The following is a 17,637-nucleotide window of genomic DNA, read 5'->3' on the forward strand; positions in this document are numbered from 1 at the left end:
CGATGAACTACTCGCCGCGGTTCAGCCGCTGCGCGACCTCCGTTGCCCAGTAGGTGAGGATCATCCCCGCGCCCGCGCGGCGGATGGAGGTCAGGGTCTCCATGATGGCGCGGTCGCGGTCGATCCAGCCGTTGGCGGCGGCCGACTCGACCATCGCGTACTCGCCGGAGATCTGGTACGCGGCCACCGGCACGTCCACCGCGTCCGCGATCTGCCGCAGGATGTCCAGGTACGGCAGCGCGGGCTTGACCATGACCATGTCGGCGCCCTCGGCCAGGTCCAGCTCCAGCTCGCGCAGGGACTCGCGGGCGTTCGGCGGGTCCTGCTGGTACGTCTTGCGGTCGCCCTTCAGCGACGAGCCGACGGCCTCGCGGAACGGGCCGTAGAAGGCGGAGGCGTACTTGGCGGTGTAGGCGAGGATCGACACGTCCTGGTACCCGGCGCCGTCCAGGGCCTCGCGGACCACGCCGACCTGGCCGTCCATCATGCCGCTCGGGCCGACCGTGTGGACGCCCGCGTCGGCCTGGGCGCGGGCCATCTCGGCGTAGCGCTCCAGGGTGGCGTCGTTGTCGATCCGGCCCTCGGCGTCCAGGACGCCGCAGTGGCCGTGGTCGGTGTGCTCGTCCAGGCACAGGTCGGACATGATCACCAGGTCGTCGCCGACCTCGGCGCGCACGTCCCGGATGGCGACCTGGAGGATGCCGTCCGGGTCGGTGCCGGAGGTGCCGACGGCGTCCTTCTTGGCGTCCTCCGGCACCCCGAACAGCATGATCCCGCCGATGCCCGCCGCGACCGCCTCGGCGGCGGCCTTCCGCAGGGAGTCCCGGGTGTGCTGGAGAACGCCCGGCATCGACTGCAGCGGCACCGGCTCGCTCACGCCCTCCCGCACGAACGCGGGCAGGATCAGCTCGGCCGGGTGCAGCCGGGTCTCGGCGACCATGCGCCGCATCGCCGGCGTGGTGCGCAGCCGGCGCGGCCGGGCGTCCGGGAAGCTGCCGTACCTCGTGCTCAAGAGCGTGCCCTCCTTCGCGATCCGGGCCGTCGCTCGCTCGGGCGCGTGACCGGGTCCCCGGCCTCGACCGCGGCCTGGCGCCGCGCCGCGCCGAAGTCCGCGAGCGCCTCGGCCAGCTTGAGCACCGAGGGCTCGGGCGACAGCACGTCCACCCGCAGGCCGTGCTCCTCCGCGGTCTTCGCGGTGGCCGGGCCGATACAGGCGATGACAGTGACATTGTGCGGCTTGCCCGCGATGCCGACGAGGTTCCGCACGGTGGACGACGAGGTGAACAGCACCGCGTCGAACCCGCCGCCCTTGATCGCCTCACGGGTCTCGGCCGGCGGCGGCGAGGCGCGCACGGTGCGGTACGCGGTGACGTCGTCGACCTCCCAGCCCAGCTCGATCAGCCCGGCGACCAGGGTCTCGGTGGCGATGTCGGCACGCGGCAGGAACACCCGGTCGATCGGGTCGAAGACCGGATCGTACGGCGGCCAGTCCTCCAGCAGCCCGGCCGCGGACTGCTCACCGCTGGGCACCAGATCCGGCTTCACACCGAACTCGATCAGCGACTTGGCGGTCTGCTCGCCCACCGCCGCGACCTTGATCCCGGCGAACGCGCGGGCGTCGAGCCCGTACTCCTCGAACTTCTCGCGCACCGCCTTGACCGCGTTGACCGAGGTGAAGGCGATCCACTCGTAGCGCCCGGTGACCAGGCCCTTGACCGCGCGCTCCATCTGCTGCGGAGTACGCGGCGGCTCGACGGCGATCGTCGGCACCTCGCTGGGCACCGCGCCGTAGCTGCGCAGCTGGTCCGAGAGCGAGGCGGCCTGCTCCTTGGTGCGCGGCACCAGGACCTTCCAGCCGAACAGCGGCTTGGACTCGAACCAGGACAGCTGATCGCGCCGCTCGGCCGCGCCGCTCTCGCCGACGACCGCTATCACGGGCTGCGAGCCCTGCGGCGACGGCAGCACCTTCGCGGACTTCAGCACCTGCGCGATGGTGCCGAGCGTCGCCGTCCAGGTGCGCTGCCGGGTGGTGGTACCGGCGACGGTGACCGTCAGCGGGGTGTCCGGCTTGCGGCCCGCGGACACCAGCTCGCCCGCGGCGGCCGCGACCGTCTCCAGGGTGGCGGAGACGACGGCCGTCCCATCGGACGAGCCGACCTCGCTCCAGCAGCGCTCATCGGCGCTGCGGGCGTCCACGAAGCGCACGTCGGCGCCCTGGGAGTCCCGCAGCGGCACACCCGCGTAGGCGGGCACGCCCACCGCGGACGCGACACCGGGGACCACCTCGAAGACGATGCCCTCGGCGGCGCACGCGCGCATCTCGTCGGCGGCGTTCCCGTCGAGGCCGGGATCGCCCGCGACCGCGCGGACGACCCGCTTGCCGCCGCGCGCGGCCGCCATGACAAGATTGGTGCTGTCCCGGAGTACCGGGACCTCGGCGGTTCCTGACGACGCATCAGGGGCCTGCCCCGGCGTGCCTTGAGCCTCCGCGGCCACGCCCGGCCTGACGTGCGTACGCACCACGTCGAGCACCTGCGGGTCGGCGATCAGCACGTCCGCGGCGGCCAGTGCCTCCACGGCACGCAGCGTCAGTAGGCCCGGATCTCCTGGGCCGGCACCGAGGAAGGTGACGTGCCCGCAGCCGGGGTGATTAGGGGCGTTGGGGTTCAAAGTGCTCGCTCCCCCATAAGACCGGCCGCACCCTTGGCAAGCATCTCGGTGGCGAGTTCGCGACCGAGGTCCGCGGCCTTGTCGGGCGACGCGGGTACGGGACCGGTGGTGGACAGCTGCACCAGCGTCGAGCCGTCGGTCGTGCCGACGACGCCGCGCAGGCGCATTTCGGTGACAACCTGACCGTCGCCCAACAGGTCGGCCAGCGCCCCCACAGGTGCGCTGCAGCCGGCCTCCAGGGCGGCGAGCAGGGAACGCTCGGCGGTCACGGCGGCCCGCGTGTGCGGGTCGTCGAGTCCGGCGAGCAGGGCAGTCATCTCCGCGTCGGCCGCGGCACATTCGACTGCCAGGGCCCCCTGGCCGGGGGCGGGCAAAACATGGTCGGCGTCGAGGAGCTCGGTCGCCTCGCCGATCCGCCCGAGGCGGATCAGCCCGGCGGCGGCGAGCACCACGGCGTCCAGTTCACCGGAGCGGACGTAGCCGATCCGGGTGTCGACGTTGCCGCGGATCGGCACCGTCTCGACATCGAGCCCGCACGAGCGCGCCCAGGCGTTGAGCTGCGCGGCGCGGCGCGGCGATCCGGTGCCTATCCGGGCGCCGGGCGGCAGCTGTTCGAAAGTGAGGCCGTCGCGCGCGATGAGCGCGTCCCGCGGGTCCTCGCGCCGCGGGATCGCGGCCGGCGTCAGGCCCTCGGGCTCGGCGGTCGGCAGGTCCTTCAGCGAGTGGACGGCGAAGTCGATCTTGCCGCCCAGCAGCGCCTCGCGCAGCGCCGAGACGAAGACGCCGGTGCCGCCGATCTGCGCCAGCTGCTCGCGCGAGACGTCCCCGTACGTCGTGATCTCGACCAGCTCGACGGGGCGGCCGGTCAGCTCGCGCACCGCGTCGGCTATCAGGCCGGACTGGGCCTTGGCGAGCGCGCTGCGGCGGGTACCCAGCCGCAGCGGGGTGGCGGGGGCGGTCATGCCCGGCCTCCCTTCGGGTCGTTCGGTTCGGCGGCGGCCGCCGGGCCCGAGCCGCTGGTGTCGGCCCGGCTGACGGCGGCAACCGCCTGAGGGTCGAGGTCGAAGAGCTCGCGCAGCGCGTCCGCGTAGCCCGCGCCGCCCGGAGTGCTCGCCAGCTCCTTGACCCGCACGGTGGGCGCGTGCAGCAGCTTGTCGACGACCCGGCGCACGGTCTGGGTGATCTCCGAGCGCTGCTTGTCGTCCAGATCGGGCAGGCGTCCGTCGAGCCGGGCGATCTCACTCGCGACGACATCTGCCGCCATGGTACGCAGCGCGACCACCGTCGGCGTGATGTGCGCGGCGCGCTGGGCGGCCCCGAAGGCGGATACCTCGGCGGAGACGATTCCGCGGACCTTGTCGACATCGGCGGCCAGCGCGCCCGCGGAGGAGCCCGAATCGTCGTCAGGGGTGGCGGCCGCCTCGGCGAGGGACTCGATGTCGACCAGCCGCAGTCCCTCGATCCGGTGCGCCGCCGCGTCTATGTCGCGCGGCATCGCCAGATCCAGCAGCGAGACGGTGGCGGCACGCCCGCCGGAGGGGCAGCCCGCCCGCCGGGTGAGGGCGGTGCGCAGATCGTCCTCGGTCAGCACCAGGCCGGTCGCGCCGGTACAGGAGACGACGATGTCGGCGTGCGGCAGCTCGCCCCCGACCCGGTCGCGCGGCACGGCGCGGGCGATCAGCCCGGGCCGCCGCTCCGCCGCGGCCTCCCGCGCGGCGTCGGCCGCCCGGTCGGCGACGGCGACATCGGCGCCGAGCCCGGCGTGCTGGCCCGCGAGGGACTCGGCGAGCCGCAGGGCCCGCTCCAACGTCCTGTTGGCGATCACCAGTTCTGCCACACCGGCGCGCGCGAGGGTCGTCGCGGCCAGCGAGGACATCGATCCGGCGCCGATCACCAGCGCACGCTTCCCGGCCGCCCACGCCGCCACCGGCTCGCCCCCGGCCAGCTGCTCCAGGCCGAAGGTCACCAGCGACTGCCCGGCCTTGTCGATCCCGGTCTCGCTGTGCGCCCGCTTGCCGACCCGCAGCGCCTGCTGGAAGAGGTCGTTCAGCATCCGGCCCGCGGTGTGCAGCTCCTGGCCGAGCGCGAGCGCGTCCTTGATCTGGCCGAGGATCTGGCCCTCACCGACGACCATCGAGTCCAGCCCGCAGGCCACCGAGAAGAGGTGGTGGACGGCCCGGTCCTCGTAGTGGACGTAGAGATACGGGGTCAGCTCGTCCAGGCCGACGCCGGTGTGCTGGGCGATCAGGGTGGACAGTTCGGCCACTCCGGCGTGGAACTTGTCCACATCGGCGTACAGCTCGATCCGGTTGCAGGTGGCCAGCACCGCGGCCTCGGTGGCGGGATCGGCGGCGAGCGTGTCCTGCAGCAGCTTCGCCTGCTCGTCCCCCACCAGGGCGGCGCGCTCCAGCACGCTCACGGGCGCGCTGCGGTGACTCATTCCGACGACGAGGAGACTCATGCCGGCATCACGGCGGGCACATCCCCGTCAGGTCCCTGCCGACTGCCGTCGCCGGACGCACCGGCGGCGGGGCGGTCCGTGGCGGCGGAGGGCCGCTTGGGCGTCGTCGCCACACCCGGCTCACCGGTTCCGGCCGTCTCCCGCTCGGGCGGGGTGGCCTCCTCGCCCGCCTTGCGCTGCTCGTGGAAGGCGAGGATCTGCAGCTCGATCGAGAGGTCGACCTTACGGACGTCCACACCCTCCGGAACGGACAGCACGGTGGGCGCGAAGTTCAGGATCGAGGTGATCCCGGCCGCGACGAGGCGGTCACAGACCTGCTGGGCGGCACCGGCCGGGGTGGCGATCACGCCGATCGAGACCCCGTTGTCGTCGATGATCTTTTCCAGCTCGTCGGTGTGCTGCACCGCGATCCCCGCGACCGGCTTCCCCGCCATCGCCGGATCGGCGTCGATCAGCGCGGCGACCCGGAAGCCACGGGAGGCGAAGCCGCCGTAGTTGGCGAGCGCGGCGCCGAGGTTACCGATACCGACGATCACGACCGGCCAGTCCTGGGTGAGGCCGAGCTCCCGCGAGATCTGATAGACGAGGTACTCCACGTCGTAGCCGACACCCCGGGTGCCGTACGAGCCGAGGTACGAGAAGTCCTTGCGCAGCTTGGCCGAATTGACCCCGGCGGCGGTCGCGAGTTCCTCGGAGGACACCGTGGGCACCGAACGCTCGGAGAGCGCGGTCAGGGCGCGCAGATACAGCGGTAGCCGGGCGACGGTGGCCTCGGGGATTCCTCGGCTTCGGGTCGCCGGTCGGTGAGTTCGGCCAGTTGCCACGGTGCTCCTGCGGGTAGAGCGGGGCTGCAGGCGGCCGAATGGCGTGAGGCCGCCCCATCGACGCCAGGCTATGTCTTTGTGAACGCGTGCACAAAGATGGTGTCCGCTTTGTCCGAGCAAAGTGACCGGTGTCACGCACCTTTTCGACCTGGCCACGGAACCACCACCAGCGTCGCACCGTTCCCCATGGAAGCGCACGCACCGCTGGGACGCCGAGGGGAGCACGGGCCCTCACTCCTCACCGCTTTCCCCCCGGACAGCAACAAATCGCCCACGATCGTAAACCGACCCGGGCCCCACCGCCGAACTTGCCGGAAGGGGTAAAGGAGAGGGAGCGCACAATGGGGCCATGAGTCCGCTGTTGCGCCGTAGTCCCCGCAAGAAGCCCAGCGAGCGCACGGTGACGCTGATCGGCAAGCCCGACTGTCACCTCTGCGAGGACGCCGAGGCCGTGATCGAGAAGGTCTGCGGCGAGCTGGGCACCCCCTGGGAGAAGAAGGACATCACCCAGGACGAGGAGCTGTACCGGAAGTACTGGGAACAGATCCCGGTGATCCTCGTCGACGGCGCCCAGCACGACTTCTGGCGGGTCGACCCGAAGCGGCTGCGCGGCGCCCTCGGCGGCTGAGGACGGCCACCGGCCCGCCGCAGGCCGTCCGCGCCCGGCCCCCCTTTCGCGTAACCTGAATCCGCGCGACACCCGGGCGTAACGGGAAGCACCGCGGGCGTGGCTATGCTCGCTCCATGGCCGCACTGGGATGGTTCACCCGACGTCGACAATCCGCCACGGAGCGGAGCGTCCTCGCCGGAGAGGCATCGGCCGAGGCGGCGCGCAAGTCGTCGGCCGAGACTCCCCCGCCACAGACCGCCGCCGAGCCGGAGTTCCCCGTGGTCGGGGACGAGCAGGCGGCCGCCTTCTTCGACCTGGACAACACGGTCATGCAGGGCGCCGCGCTCTTCCACTTCGGCCGCGGCCTCTACAAGCGGCATTTCTTCCGCAAACGCGAACTGGCCCGCTTCGCCTGGCAGCAGACGTGGTTCCGGATGGCCGGAGTCGAGGACCCGGCCCACATGGAGGACGTGCGCAGCAGCGCGCTGTCGATCGTCAAGGGCCATCGGGTCGCCGAGCTGATGTCGATCGGCGAGGAGATCTACGACGAGTACATGGCCGACCGCATCTGGCCCGGCACCCGCGCTCTCGCCCAGGCCCACCTGGACGCCGGGCAGCGGGTGTGGCTGGTGACCGCGGCCCCCGTCGAGACCGCCACGATCATCGCCCGGCGGCTCGGGCTGACCGGGGCCCTGGGGACGGTGGCCGAGTCCGTCGGCGGCGTGTACACCGGCAAACTGGTCGGCGAACCGCTGCACGGCCCGGCGAAGGCGGAGGCCGTACGGGCGCTGGCGGCGGCCGAGGGGCTCGACCTGAGCCGCTGCGCGGCGTACAGCGACTCCTCCAACGACATCCCCATGCTGTCGATCGTCGGCCACCCGTACGCCGTGAACCCCGACGGGCAGCTGCGCAAACACGCCCGCGAGCGCGGCTGGCGGCTGCGCGACTACCGCACCGGCCGCAAGGCGGCCCGCATCGGCATCCCGGCCGCGGCCGGCGTCGGCGCGGTGGCGGGCGGCACGGCCGCCGCCGTGGCCCTCCACCGCCGCAGGCGCTAGGGACACTCCCGGGGCACCGGCCCGGTCGCCGGCCCGTCACCCGCGCGGCAGAACCGGATGCGCCCCGGCCGTCGCCGGGAGGTGCCCGGCACCGTGACCGACCGTCGCCGAACGAGGGTGACCGGGCATGCCCGCGCTTGACTGATCGTCGCGCTGCGTGACGGCATGGGCAGCGATGCGGAGGGTCATCGAACGACCGCCTCCGTCCCGTTTCAGTCAATCCGCGTTTGCTGGCCCATAGCGCCCCCGCCAGTCCCCTTACCGCCGCTTTGTCACAACACGCCATACCAGCGCACAAGCAGCGAAGCTTTTCGATCAACTCCCATACTGCATTCGTCACTTGATCGGTCATCAATCCATAACGAAGCAGACGGAAACGATGATTTGAGCAACTGGGTGTAGCGCCGCCTATACGAAGCGTTATTCTCCTTAGACGCAAACCGGTACCCACGCGTCCCTACGGCGGGTGAACGGTCCCGTACTGCACGTGATGGAAGCTCTGCCTCTGGGAGTCCCGTGTACCCACACGTCGGGGTTGACGCCTCGGGCCTGGCTACGCTGCGCGCAACGGTCCTCGACTGTCTGCGCGGCTTCGTCCCCACCGCGTATGCCGTCCCCGCCCTCGCCCTCGCCTCGCCCGTGCCCGCCGGCCCGGCCGGTGCCGCCGGTACCGCCGACGGCACGGTCGGCCGGTCCGGCGCCGCCAGTCCCTGCTATGCCCTCACCGACGGCGGGGCGGCGGTCGGCAGACGTTCCCGCGGCTCCACCTCCACCGCCCGCCGGCCCAGCGCCGACAGCGACAGCCGCCGGATGATGGACCTCGTGGAGCGCGCCCAGGCGGGCGAGGCCGAGGCCTTCGGGCGCCTCTACGACCAGTACGCCGACACGGTGTACCGCTATATCTACTACCGGGTCGGCGGCCGGGCCACGGCCGAGGACCTCACCAGCGAGACGTTCCTGCGCGCCCTGCGCCGCATCGGGACCTTCACCTGGCAGGGCCGCGACTTCGGCGCCTGGCTGGTGACGATCGCCCGCAACCTCGTCGCCGACCACTTCAAGTCCAGCCGCTTCCGGCTGGAGGTCACCACCGGCGAGATGCTCGACGCCAACGAGGTCGAGCGCAGCCCGGAGGACTCCGTCCTGGAGTCCCTCTCCAACGCGGCGCTGCTGCAGGCGGTGCGAAAACTCAACCCGCAGCAGCAGGAGTGCGTGACACTCCGCTTCCTCCAGGGCCTCTCGGTCGCCGAGACCGCCCGCGTCATGGGGAAGAACGAGGGGGCGATCAAAACCCTGCAGTACCGGGCCGTGCGCACCCTGGCGCGGCTGCTGCCGGACGACGCCCGCTGACCCGCTGGAACCCCGGAAGCGCGGTCGCGGCGTGTGGTCCGATCATCGGGAGGGCGTAACCCCTGTGCCGCGCCGCTCGTTGTGGGAGGTGCAGGCGCCTCGCGGTCGTACCCTGCCCGTAGTCCCCTCACTCGATCGGGTGGACGCGCGCATGGCACGGAACCTCCAGGTGTCCTGGGGAGTCGACCGTCACGAGAAGAGGAGGTGCCGCCCGTGATCGCGAACGTATCGGCGCACCGGCGGGCGAACGCCTTCGCCGAGGCGCTGGAGGCCCTGGAGGCGCTGGAGAGCCGGCACCAGGCGTCCCAGGACACGACCGGGGCGACCGCGACCGGGGCCGAACCGTCCGGCCCCACCGCGGACAGCCCCGGCCAGCAGCGGCTGATGGGCCTGACCCGGCAGCTCGGCGAGCTGCCGAAGCCGACACTGTCCGCCGACGTCAAAACGGCCCAGCGGGCCCAGCTGATCGCCGCCATGGAGGCCGCCTTCGCGGACGGCGCATCCCGCGTCCCCGAGCAGCGCCGCCGCAGCAGCGGTGCCCACCGGGCGAAACCCCCGGTGTCCAGACTCCGGCCCCGCTCCCGCTGGTCCAAGGGGCTCGCGGCCGGGGGGCTCACCGTGGGAGTCGCGGCGGGCGCGTTCGGCGGCGTCGCCGCGGCCAGCTCCGACGCGCTCCCGGGCGACACCCTCTACGGGGTCAAGCGGGGCATGGAGGACCTGAAGCTGGAGATGGCCGACGGCGACGCCGACCGCGGCCGGATCTATCTGGACCAGGCGTCCACCCGGCTGAGCGAGGCCCGTCGGCTGATGGAGCGGACCCGCTCCGGCGACCTCGACCACGAGCAGCTCGGCGAGATCCGCCGGGCCCTGTCCGGGATGCGCCATGACGCCTCCGAGGGCCACCGGCTGCTGCGCCAGGTCTACAAGCGGGACGGTTCGCTCGGCGCGATGCGGGAGCTGTCCACCTTCGCCACGGCGCACCGCGAGGGCTGGAGCCGGTTGCGCGAGCAGCTGCCGGTCCAGCTCATGGACGTCGGCCAGCAGGTCAGCTCGGTCTTCGACGCCATAGACGATGAGGTCGGTCCGCTGCGCTCGCTGCTGCCCACCACCCGGGACCAGCACGGGCCGTCCGGCCAGTCGGGCGGTGAGCTGCCGTCGCGCCCCGGCGCGGTGGAGCCGGAGCACGGCCAGGCGGCGTCCTCCTCGGCCGCCCCGAGCCACAGCCGCCCCGGTGACGCCTCCGCCCGGCCGCACCCGTCGGCGTCGGCCGACCCCGAGGAGCAGGGTCTGGTGGGCGGCGTCGGCGGTCTGCTGGACCCGCCGACCGGCGCGGCGACGCCGAGCCCGTCCGCGGGCAAGGGCGAAGCGGGCGGCGGCAAGCCGTCCCAGCCGGACATCACCATCCCGCCGCTGCTGCCCGACCTGCTGCCGGGCCTCGATCTCGACGGCGACGGCACGAGGTAGCCGAACCGGGTCCGGCGGCCCCGCCGCCGGACCCGAAGGCCGTCCCTCAAAAGAACACCGAGCGGCGCTGCACCAGCAGCTTGTACAGCGTGTGCTGGATCGTTTCCCTTACCTGGTCCGTCAGGTTGAACATCAGCATCGGATCGTCCGCGGCCTCCGGCGGGTGCCCGTCCGTCGGGATGGGCTCACCGAACTGGATCGTCCACTTCGTCGGCAGCGGCACGGCCCCCAGCGGTCCGAGCAGCGGGAACGTCGGCGTGATCGGGAAGTACGGGATTCCCAGCAGCCGGGCCAGCGTCTTCGCGTTCCCGACCATCGGATAGATCTCCTCGGCGCCCACGATCGAGCACGGCACGATCGGCGCCCCGGCGCGCAGCGCCGTCGAGACGAAGCCGCCCCGCCCGAACCGCTGCAGCTTGTACCGGTCGGCGAACGGCTTGCCGATGCCCTTGAAGCCCTCCGGCATCACCCCGACGACCTCGCCGCGCTCCAGCAGCAGCTGGGCGTCCTCGGAGCAGGCGAGGGTGTGACCGGCCTTGCGCGCCAGTTCGTTGATGACGGGCAGCACGAAAACCAGGTCGGCGGCGAGCAGCCGCAGATGGCGCTGGGCCGGGTGGTTGTCGTGCACCGCGACCTGGAGCATCAGCCCGTCCAGCGGCAGCACCCCGGAGTGGTTGGCGACCACGAGCGCGCCGCCCTTCTCCGGGATGTTCTCGATGCCCTTCACCTCGACCCGGAAGTACTTCTCGTACATCGGGCGGAGCATCGACATCAGCACCTGGTCGGTCAGGTCCTCGTCGTAGCCGAAGTCGTCGACCTCGTACTCACCGGTGATCCGGCGGCGCAGGAAGCTCAGCCCGTGGGCGAGCTTGCGCTCCCAGTCGCCGCCGCCCGGCGCCCGCTTCGGCGGGTGCGGGGGCGGTGGCGGGGCGGAGGCCGCGGAGGTCTCGGGGTGGTGCTCCAGCTCCTCGTCGCGCTGCTGCGGTACGGGCTTCAGCGGACCCTGGGACCGGTTCGAACGGCCCGTGCGCAGTCCCTTCCGCCGGGACCGGGGTTCCTCACCGAACGGAATGACCTTGGCATCCGCCATGGTGGTCGCGCTCCTCATTTCTGGGCGCCGGCGGGCAGCAGGGCGCCGAGCCGGTCGATGGTACGGGCGAGGGTCTCGGGCGGGAGCAGCCCGGGACCGCGGCTGTGCGCGTAGTCCGCGAAGGCGCCGGCGGTGGTGTATTCGGGTTCGAATCCCAGGGTCTCGCGCATCTGGGTCGTGGCCACCACCCGGCCGTGGGTGAGCAGCCGGATCTGCTCGGGCGAGAAGTCGGTGATGCCGAGGGACCGCAGCGCGGTGCGGGCCCATCGGAGGGTCGGCAGCAGCAGCGGCAGGGTGGGGCGGCCCAGCCGCCGGGCGGCCTGGGAGAGCAGCAGCACCCCGTCGCCCGCGATGTTGAACGTGCCGCTGTTGAGCGTGCCGCGGCGCGGCGCGGAGGCGGCGATCCGCAGCACCTCCAGGGCGTCCTTCTCGTGGACGAACTGGAGCCGCGGGTCGTAACCGATGACGGTGGGCAGCACCGGCAGCGCGAAGTACTCGGCGAGCGGGGAGTCCGCGCACGGTCCGAGGATGTTGGCGAAGCGCAGCACGCACACCGCGACGTCGGGGCGGCGCCGGGCGAAGCCGCGTACGTACCCCTCGACCTCGACGGTGTCCTTGGCGAAGCCACCGCTCGGCAGCGACTTGGGCGGGGTGGTCTCGCCGAAGACGGCGGGGTCGCGGGGCGCGGAGCCGTACACGCTGGTGCTGGACTTCACCACCAGCCGCTGGACCGACGGCGCCTTCTGGCAGGCACCGAGCAGCTGCATGGTGCCGATGACGTTGGTTTCCTTGACCGAGGTGCGATTGCCGCGGGCGCCGAGCGGGGTGCCGTTGATGTCCATATGGACGACCGTGTCGACGCCGAATTCGGCGAGCAGCTTTCCGATCGTGGGATGGCGGATGTCGGCCCGGACGAAATCGGCTCCGCCCAGCTGGTGTTCGGGAGCGACCGCGTCCACCCCGATGACCCGGTCGACGTCCGGCTCGCGCTGTATGCGCCGTACGAAGCGGCCCCCCAGCCGGCGGGCGACTCCGGTGACGAGCACGACCTTTCCCAAGATCAGCGCCTTCCTTCCCACCCTCGTCCGAGCTGGGCTGTGCGGACCACCGTAACTGGTCGATGTTGCGCTGTGATGACCACTCGCCGCGCGGTGCGACGTTTTGAGCCGGGGCCTCAGCCGCACGCACCGCAGCCCTTCCACCATGGGTGGAAGGGCTGCGGGACGAACACAGCGTCGCTGGTGTTACTTCTTGTTACGACGCTGGACGCGCGTGCGCTTGAGCAGCTTGCGGTGCTTCTTCTTCGCCATCCGCTTGCGCCGCTTCTTGATAACAGAGCCCACGACTACCCTCGCTCACTTCGAATCACTCGGTGCGGGGCGTCCGAGCCCACACGACCTACATCGGGCCAGCCTACCCGCCACCGGGCGAACCACGTAATCCGAGGGTCGTCGAGCTAAGCGGACTCCACCCCCACATAGGACTCGCGGAGGTACTCATGCACCGCTTGCTCCGGGACCCGGAAGGACCTGCCCACCCTGATCGCCGGCAGATGACCGCTGTGCACCAAGCGGTACACGGTCATCTTGGAGACTCGCATCACCGAGGCGACTTCCGCCACGGTCAGAAACTGAACCTCATTCAGAGGCCGTTCGCCAGCAGCCATGACACACCACCTGAACCTTCCGCACATGTCGGGCACCGGCTTCCCCTCCGGTGACTCCTGCTCGCATGCGCGCTCATCCCCAGGTTAGGGGCGGGTGATGCGAGTGGGGAAGAGGAGTAGCGATCGCACGCCTACTGTGACAGACACGCTCGATTGAGTACATAGCGAGTAAGCGGCCGGTAGTAACCAGACCGCACAGCGTCATCAAGTGGAACGGCCACGGACACCTGCCCCTCGGCTTCCCCGACGAACAGCGCGGGGTCGTCGGTGTCGGCAAGCCCGATGGCGGCAAACCCCAGTTGACCTGCTCCGCAGACCCATCCGTGGTCCCCGATCACCAGCCCCGGAAGTGGCCCCCCGGACTCCGCGGCACAGGCGAGGGCAACGCGAACCGGGAGGGGCGAGTGACTGTGGGCGCCCGGCTCACTCGCGGTCGGCCGGGCGCCGGGTTCCCGCACCATCGCGACTCCCCGTACGTAGGTGAGCTGGTACGTACGTACGCCAAAGCGGGTCGTTATGTCGACACATCTACCGTCCGCCGGGGTGAGGATCGGGCATCCGGCCGCCGAGAGGGCCGACGCCAACGCGGCGTAGAAACCCAGGAGACGGTGGGGGTGGCCGGTGCCCAGGAGCACCGGCGCCCGCGTCTCGGCGGCCACCCGGAGCCGGTCCGCGAAGATCTGCAGGGCGGCGATCGTACGCTCCGGGTCGATCACATCGTGACCGGAGACATGGGCCGGGTTGACCGAAACCCCGCATTTACTCCCCATGAGGCGAAGCAATTCGGTGAAGGACCAGTCGTATTCGGGATCCAGGCCGAGCAGCACCCGGGGGTCGCGGGCGGCGAAGAGCCGATACCGGCGCAGGCTCTCCTCCCGGCTGGTGGTCACCGGCCCGGCGAGCCGCGCCGCCAGCAGATGCGCACGCAGCGCGGCGGTACTCAACACCCCACCGATGCTGCTGGATCACCGTACGCGCCCGAAGGGGAACGCCCCGAGTTACCACGGTCGGCCTAACACTGGCGTACGAGAGCGTGGTGCCCCGGGGGCCTACGGCAGCAGGCCGTGGTGGGGGAAGACGGCCCGGCGGGTCGCCAGGATCGCCTGGTCCAGACGGTCCGCGGGGTCGTAGCCGGACTCGGCGAAGTCCTGCCAGCGCGGCTCGCGCCCGTCCGTCATCCGCCGCGGCGCCTCCAGCCGGGTCCGCCGGTACACCTCGTGCCGCCACTCCTCCGGCACCTCCGCCTCCGGCGCCACCGGCCGCCCCGCCGCGATCGCGACCAGATGGGTCCACGACCTCGGCACCACGTCCACCACCGCGTAGCCGCCGCCCCCGAGCGCGATCCAGCGCCCGTCCGCGTGCTCGTGCGCCAGCCGGTGGCAGCTCTCCGCGACCGCACGCTGCGCGTCCACGGTCACGCCCAGATGCGCGAGGGGGTCCTCGATGTGGGTATCCGCGCCGTGCTGGGTCACCAGCGCCTGCGGGCGGAAGGCGGCCAACAGCTCCGGCACCACCGCGTGGTAGGCACGCAGCCAGCCGGCGTCCCCGGTCCCGGCCGGGAGCGCCACGTTCACCGCCGAGCCCACGGCGCCCTCGCCGCCGGTCTCCTCGGGCCATCCGGTCTGCGGGAAGAGGGTCCGCGGGTGCTCGTGCAGCGAGATGGTCAGCACCCGCGGATCGTCCCAGAAGGCCGCCTGCACGCCGTCGCCGTGGTGCACGTCCACATCCACGTACGCGACCCGCTCGGCGCCCAGCTCCAGCAGCCGGGCCACCGCCAGCGCCGCGTCGTTGTAGACGCAGAACCCGGAGGCGCCGCCGGGCATGGCGTGGTGCAGGCCGCCCGCGAAGTTCACCGCGTGCAGCGCCTCGCCGCGCCAGACGCTCTCCGCCGCGCCCACCGACTGCCCGGCGATCAGCGCCGACGCCTCGTGCATCCCGGCGAACGCCGGGTCGTCCATGGTCCCGAGCCCGTACGAACCGTCCGCGCCCGCCGGATCGGCCGAGGCCCGCCGCACCGCCTCGATGTACTCCTGGCGGTGGACCAGCCGCAGCGTCGAGTCGCCGGCCGCCTTGGCGGCCACCACCTCGACCGCCCGGTCGAGCCCGTACGCCTCCACCAACCGCATGGTCAGCGCGAGCCGGACCGGGTCCATCGGATGCCCGGCACCGAAGTCGTATCCGGTTACTTCCTCATCCCACATCAACTGTGCGCGGCCGCTCATGTCCGTCACCGTATCGGGCGGGTGCGGCGCCGAACGACCTCGCGTAGACCAGCGTCACGAGGACGAGCGCCATCGGCACGAGCATCGCCCCGCGGTAGTTCCACGCGCCGCCCAGCGCGCCCACCAGCGGCGAACCGATCAGAAAGCCCACGTAATTGAAGATGTTCAGGCGCGCGACGGCCGCGTCCGACGCCCCGGGGAAGAGCCGCCCGGCGGCGGCGAACGTCTGCGGCACCAGCACGCACAGCCCGAGCCCCAGCAGCGTGAACCCGAGCATCCCCACCCAGGCGCCGGGCGCCGCCGCGACCACGGCGAATCCGCCCGCCGCGAGCAGCGCCCCGGCCCGCACGACGGCGGCCGCGCCGAACCGCCGCACCCCGAGGTCGCCGAAAGACCGGCCGAGCAGGGTGGTGACCATGTAGACGTTGTACGGCACCGTCGCCAGTTGGTCGGAGCTGTACAGCACGTCCTCCAGGTACTTGGCGGACCAGTTGGAGACCGTGGAGTCACCGATGTAGGCGAAGGCCATGACGAGGCAGAGCGGCAGCAGCGGCCGCATGCTCACCACGCCGTGCTCCGCGCCGCCCGCCGCGCCCGTGCCTCCGTCCGGGCCTGTGCCGCCGTCTCCGGGGCCGCGCGCGTCGTCCGCGAACCAGCGGCCCGCGATGAACGCGACGGGCACGAGAGCGGCCACCAGCGGTGCGTAGAGCACGGGCAGCGGCAGGTCCTCGTGCGCGCCCACCCAGGCGAGCGAGGCCCCGGCGATCCCGCCCAGGCTGTACGCGGCGTGGAAGCCGAGCATGATGCTGCGCCCGTACGCGCGTTGCAGGCTCACCCCGAGCATGTTCATCGACGCGTCGAGCGCGCCGACGGTGAGGCCGAAGACCGCGAGCGCCACGGCGAGCTGCCACACCGCCGAGCCCGACCCCGCGGCGAGCAGGGCGAGCGAGACGACGGGCTGGACCCCGCGCAGCACCCGTCCCGGCCGTACGCGCTTGACGAGGTGTTCGGTGGTGACGCTGCCCACCCCGGCGAGGACCGGCACGGCGGCGAGGAAGAGGGGCAGCAGTCCGTCGGATATCCCGTAGCGGTCCTGCAGCGCCGGTATCCGGGTCACGAGCAGTGCGAAGATCGCGCCCTGGACGAAGAAGCTGATGGCCAGCGAGGCCCGGCCATGCCGCAGCCGCGGGCCCGGGCGCGTATCCGTCATGGCCGAGGAGCGTAGGCCCCTGGCCCTACTTGTGGGTAGAGCTGAGCAGTATTCGCAGTTCGGCCATGTCCGAGAAGTGGGCCCGGGCGCCCGGGAGGCGGTCGGCCGGGGTCATGGCCGTGTAGCCGTACGCGTCCATCCCGGCCGCCAGGGCGGCCCGCACCCCGAGCGGGCTGTCCTCGACGACGGCGCACTGCCCGGGGGCCGCGCCCATACGGCTCGCCGCATGGAGGAAGAGGTCGGGGGCGGGCTTGCCGCGGCCCACGTCCTCGGAGCTGAAGATGCGGTCCTCGCCGAAGTAGTCGTAGAGCCCGGTCTTCCGCAGGGCGACCCGTATGCGCTCATGGCTTCCGGAGGACGCCACGCAGTACGGGATCCCGTCCGCCCGCAGACCGTTCAGCGTGGCGGCGACGCCGTCCACCGGCTCCAGATCGCGGCGGAAGGCGGCGAAGACGCGGGAGTGGAAGGTGGTGTCGAAGTCGGCGGGCAGCCGCTGACCGGTGCGCTCCAGGACCAGTTCGTGGATGCGGTGCATGGCGGATCCCATGTAGTCCCGCAGGGAGTCCTCGTAGCTGGTGGGGTGGCCCAGCTCGGTGAGATAGCCCGCGAGGAGCCGATTGGAGATCGGCTCGCTGTCGACGAGTACCCCGTCGTTGTCGAAGATGACCATGTCATAGCGCATGGCGTCAGCCTACAAAGACAAAAAGGCCCGGTCCGGAGCCGAAGCTCCCGACCGGGCCTTTTCAATAATTGTTCGGCGGCGTCCTACTCTCCCACAGGGTCCCCCCTGCAGTACCATCGGCGCTGAAAGGCTTAGCTTCCGGGTTCGGAATGTAACCGGGCGTTTCCCTAACGCTTTGACCACCGAAACACTATGAAACAAACAAACCGGAAAAACACAGTTCGTTATTTCAGAACCAACACAGTGGACGCGAGCAACTGAGGACAAGCCCTCGGCCTATTAGTACCAGTCAACTCCACCGGTCACCCGGCTTCCATATCTGGCCTATCAACC

17 protein-coding genes and 1 rRNA gene are annotated in these 17,637 nt (G+C 71.6%); 4 read left to right on the forward strand and 14 right to left on the reverse strand.

Annotated elements, in window-relative coordinates; genetic code table 11:
* Positions 1-7 precede the first annotated feature (7 nt).
* The 5 genes from hemB to ACFZCY_RS13595 are packed head-to-tail and all read right to left on the reverse strand — an operon-like array spanning position 8 to position 5,955.
* Positions 8-1,012: a porphobilinogen synthase gene (hemB, locus tag ACFZCY_RS13575; protein WP_391172054.1), complete on the reverse strand. Its 1,005-nt coding sequence runs from the start codon at positions 1,010-1,012 to the stop codon at positions 8-10.
* Positions 1,009-2,670: a uroporphyrinogen-III synthase gene (locus ACFZCY_RS13580; RefSeq protein ID WP_391172056.1), complete on the reverse strand. Its 1,662-nt coding sequence runs from the start codon at positions 2,668-2,670 to the stop codon at positions 1,009-1,011. The genes hemB and ACFZCY_RS13580 overlap by 4 nt, the downstream gene beginning before the upstream one ends.
* A complete protein-coding gene (gene hemC / locus ACFZCY_RS13585; RefSeq protein WP_391172058.1) occupies positions 2,667-3,632 on the reverse strand; it encodes a hydroxymethylbilane synthase in 966 nt (321 codons plus the stop codon). Before hemC ends, ACFZCY_RS13580 begins: the two co-directional genes overlap by 4 nt.
* Positions 3,629-5,131 carry a glutamyl-tRNA reductase gene (hemA, locus tag ACFZCY_RS13590; RefSeq protein WP_391172060.1) on the reverse strand — a complete coding sequence of 501 codons (1,503 nt, stop codon included), beginning with the start codon at positions 5,129-5,131 and terminating at the stop codon, positions 3,629-3,631. Before hemA ends, hemC begins: the two co-directional genes overlap by 4 nt.
* The gene (locus ACFZCY_RS13595) at positions 5,128-5,955 is read right to left on the reverse strand and encodes a redox-sensing transcriptional repressor Rex (RefSeq protein WP_361485167.1); all 828 of its coding nucleotides are present in this window, start codon (positions 5,953-5,955) and stop codon (positions 5,128-5,130) included. Before ACFZCY_RS13595 ends, hemA begins: the two co-directional genes overlap by 4 nt.
* Before the next feature lie 349 nt (positions 5,956-6,304).
* On the opposite strand from ACFZCY_RS13595, the gene ACFZCY_RS13600 reads away from it, so the two are divergent.
* The 4 genes from ACFZCY_RS13600 (at position 6,305) to ACFZCY_RS13615 (ending at position 10,434) form a co-directional block, all read left to right on the forward strand.
* Positions 6,305-6,583, forward strand: a complete 279-nt coding sequence (locus ACFZCY_RS13600) for a glutaredoxin family protein (protein ID WP_391172063.1) — start codon at positions 6,305-6,307, stop codon at positions 6,581-6,583.
* A 116-nt stretch (positions 6,584-6,699) separates the two neighbouring features.
* On the forward strand, positions 6,700-7,623 hold the full coding sequence (locus tag ACFZCY_RS13605; RefSeq protein ID WP_055555871.1) for an HAD family phosphatase: 924 nt from the start codon (positions 6,700-6,702) through the stop codon (positions 7,621-7,623).
* A 516-nt stretch (positions 7,624-8,139) separates the two neighbouring features.
* On the forward strand, positions 8,140-8,970 hold the full coding sequence (locus tag ACFZCY_RS13610; protein ID WP_391172065.1) for an ECF subfamily RNA polymerase sigma factor, BldN family: 831 nt from the start codon (positions 8,140-8,142) through the stop codon (positions 8,968-8,970).
* 213 nt (positions 8,971-9,183) lie between these two features.
* Positions 9,184-10,434: a DUF5667 domain-containing protein gene (locus ACFZCY_RS13615; protein ID WP_391172068.1), complete on the forward strand. Its 1,251-nt coding sequence runs from the start codon at positions 9,184-9,186 to the stop codon at positions 10,432-10,434.
* Positions 10,435-10,480: 46 nt separating this feature from the next.
* Here ACFZCY_RS13615 and ACFZCY_RS13620 read toward each other — a convergent pair whose 3' ends face one another.
* From ACFZCY_RS13620 to rrf, 9 genes are all read right to left on the reverse strand, one after another.
* Positions 10,481-11,524 (reverse strand): 1-acyl-sn-glycerol-3-phosphate acyltransferase, encoded by a 1,044-nt coding sequence (locus ACFZCY_RS13620; protein WP_391172070.1) that lies wholly within the window; start codon positions 11,522-11,524, stop codon positions 10,481-10,483.
* A 14-nt stretch (positions 11,525-11,538) separates the two neighbouring features.
* On the reverse strand, positions 11,539-12,582 hold the full coding sequence (locus tag ACFZCY_RS13625) for an NAD-dependent epimerase/dehydratase family protein (RefSeq protein WP_391172072.1): 1,044 nt from the start codon (positions 12,580-12,582) through the stop codon (positions 11,539-11,541).
* A 186-nt stretch (positions 12,583-12,768) separates the two neighbouring features.
* Positions 12,769-12,867, reverse strand: coding sequence for a 30S ribosomal protein bS22 (locus tag ACFZCY_RS13630; RefSeq protein WP_003948845.1), 99 nt, complete (start codon positions 12,865-12,867; stop codon positions 12,769-12,771).
* 113 nt (positions 12,868-12,980) lie between these two features.
* On the reverse strand, positions 12,981-13,190 hold the full coding sequence (locus ACFZCY_RS13635; protein ID WP_014053989.1) for a helix-turn-helix domain-containing protein: 210 nt from the start codon (positions 13,188-13,190) through the stop codon (positions 12,981-12,983).
* Positions 13,191-13,321: 131 nt separating this feature from the next.
* The gene (locus tag ACFZCY_RS13640; RefSeq protein ID WP_391172075.1) at positions 13,322-14,137 is read right to left on the reverse strand and encodes a phosphatase; all 816 of its coding nucleotides are present in this window, start codon (positions 14,135-14,137) and stop codon (positions 13,322-13,324) included.
* A gap of 102 nt (positions 14,138-14,239) precedes the next feature.
* Positions 14,240-15,412: an acetoin utilization protein AcuC gene (locus ACFZCY_RS13645; RefSeq protein ID WP_391172077.1), complete on the reverse strand. Its 1,173-nt coding sequence runs from the start codon at positions 15,410-15,412 to the stop codon at positions 14,240-14,242.
* The gene (locus tag ACFZCY_RS13650) at positions 15,381-16,622 is read right to left on the reverse strand and encodes an MFS transporter (RefSeq protein ID WP_391172079.1); all 1,242 of its coding nucleotides are present in this window, start codon (positions 16,620-16,622) and stop codon (positions 15,381-15,383) included. The genes ACFZCY_RS13645 and ACFZCY_RS13650 overlap by 32 nt, the downstream gene beginning before the upstream one ends.
* Before the next feature lie 25 nt (positions 16,623-16,647).
* Positions 16,648-17,304 carry an HAD-IA family hydrolase gene (locus tag ACFZCY_RS13655; RefSeq protein WP_391172081.1) on the reverse strand — a complete coding sequence of 219 codons (657 nt, stop codon included), beginning with the start codon at positions 17,302-17,304 and terminating at the stop codon, positions 16,648-16,650.
* A gap of 70 nt (positions 17,305-17,374) precedes the next feature.
* Positions 17,375-17,491, reverse strand: a 5S ribosomal RNA gene (gene rrf / locus ACFZCY_RS13660).
* Positions 17,492-17,637 lie beyond the last annotated feature (146 nt).

The sequence above is a fragment of the Streptomyces sp. NPDC007983 genome (genome assembly GCF_042958345.1).
GTDB lineage: Bacteria > Actinomycetota > Actinomycetes > Streptomycetales > Streptomycetaceae > Streptomyces.

Excerpts from the sequence above, each read along its gene's own strand:
- ACFZCY_RS13655 (WP_391172081.1), bottom strand. The coding sequence starts at position 17,304 with ATGCGCTATGACATGGTCATCTTCGACAACGACGGGGTACTCGTCGAC.
- ACFZCY_RS13635 (WP_014053989.1), bottom strand. The coding sequence starts at position 13,190 with ATGGCTGCTGGCGAACGGCCTCTGAATGAGGTTCAGTTTCTGACCGTG.
- hemC (WP_391172058.1), bottom strand. The coding sequence starts at position 3,632 with ATGACCGCCCCCGCCACCCCGCTGCGGCTGGGTACCCGCCGCAGCGCG.
- ACFZCY_RS13600 (WP_391172063.1), top strand. The coding sequence starts at position 6,305 with ATGAGTCCGCTGTTGCGCCGTAGTCCCCGCAAGAAGCCCAGCGAGCGC.
- ACFZCY_RS13645 (WP_391172077.1), bottom strand. The coding sequence starts at position 15,412 with ATGAGCGGCCGCGCACAGTTGATGTGGGATGAGGAAGTAACCGGATAC.
- ACFZCY_RS13605 (WP_055555871.1), top strand. The coding sequence starts at position 6,700 with ATGGCCGCACTGGGATGGTTCACCCGACGTCGACAATCCGCCACGGAG.
- ACFZCY_RS13650 (WP_391172079.1), bottom strand. The coding sequence starts at position 16,622 with ATGACGGATACGCGCCCGGGCCCGCGGCTGCGGCATGGCCGGGCCTCG.
- ACFZCY_RS13620 (WP_391172070.1), bottom strand. The coding sequence starts at position 11,524 with ATGGCGGATGCCAAGGTCATTCCGTTCGGTGAGGAACCCCGGTCCCGG.
- hemA (WP_391172060.1), bottom strand. The coding sequence starts at position 5,131 with ATGAGTCTCCTCGTCGTCGGAATGAGTCACCGCAGCGCGCCCGTGAGC.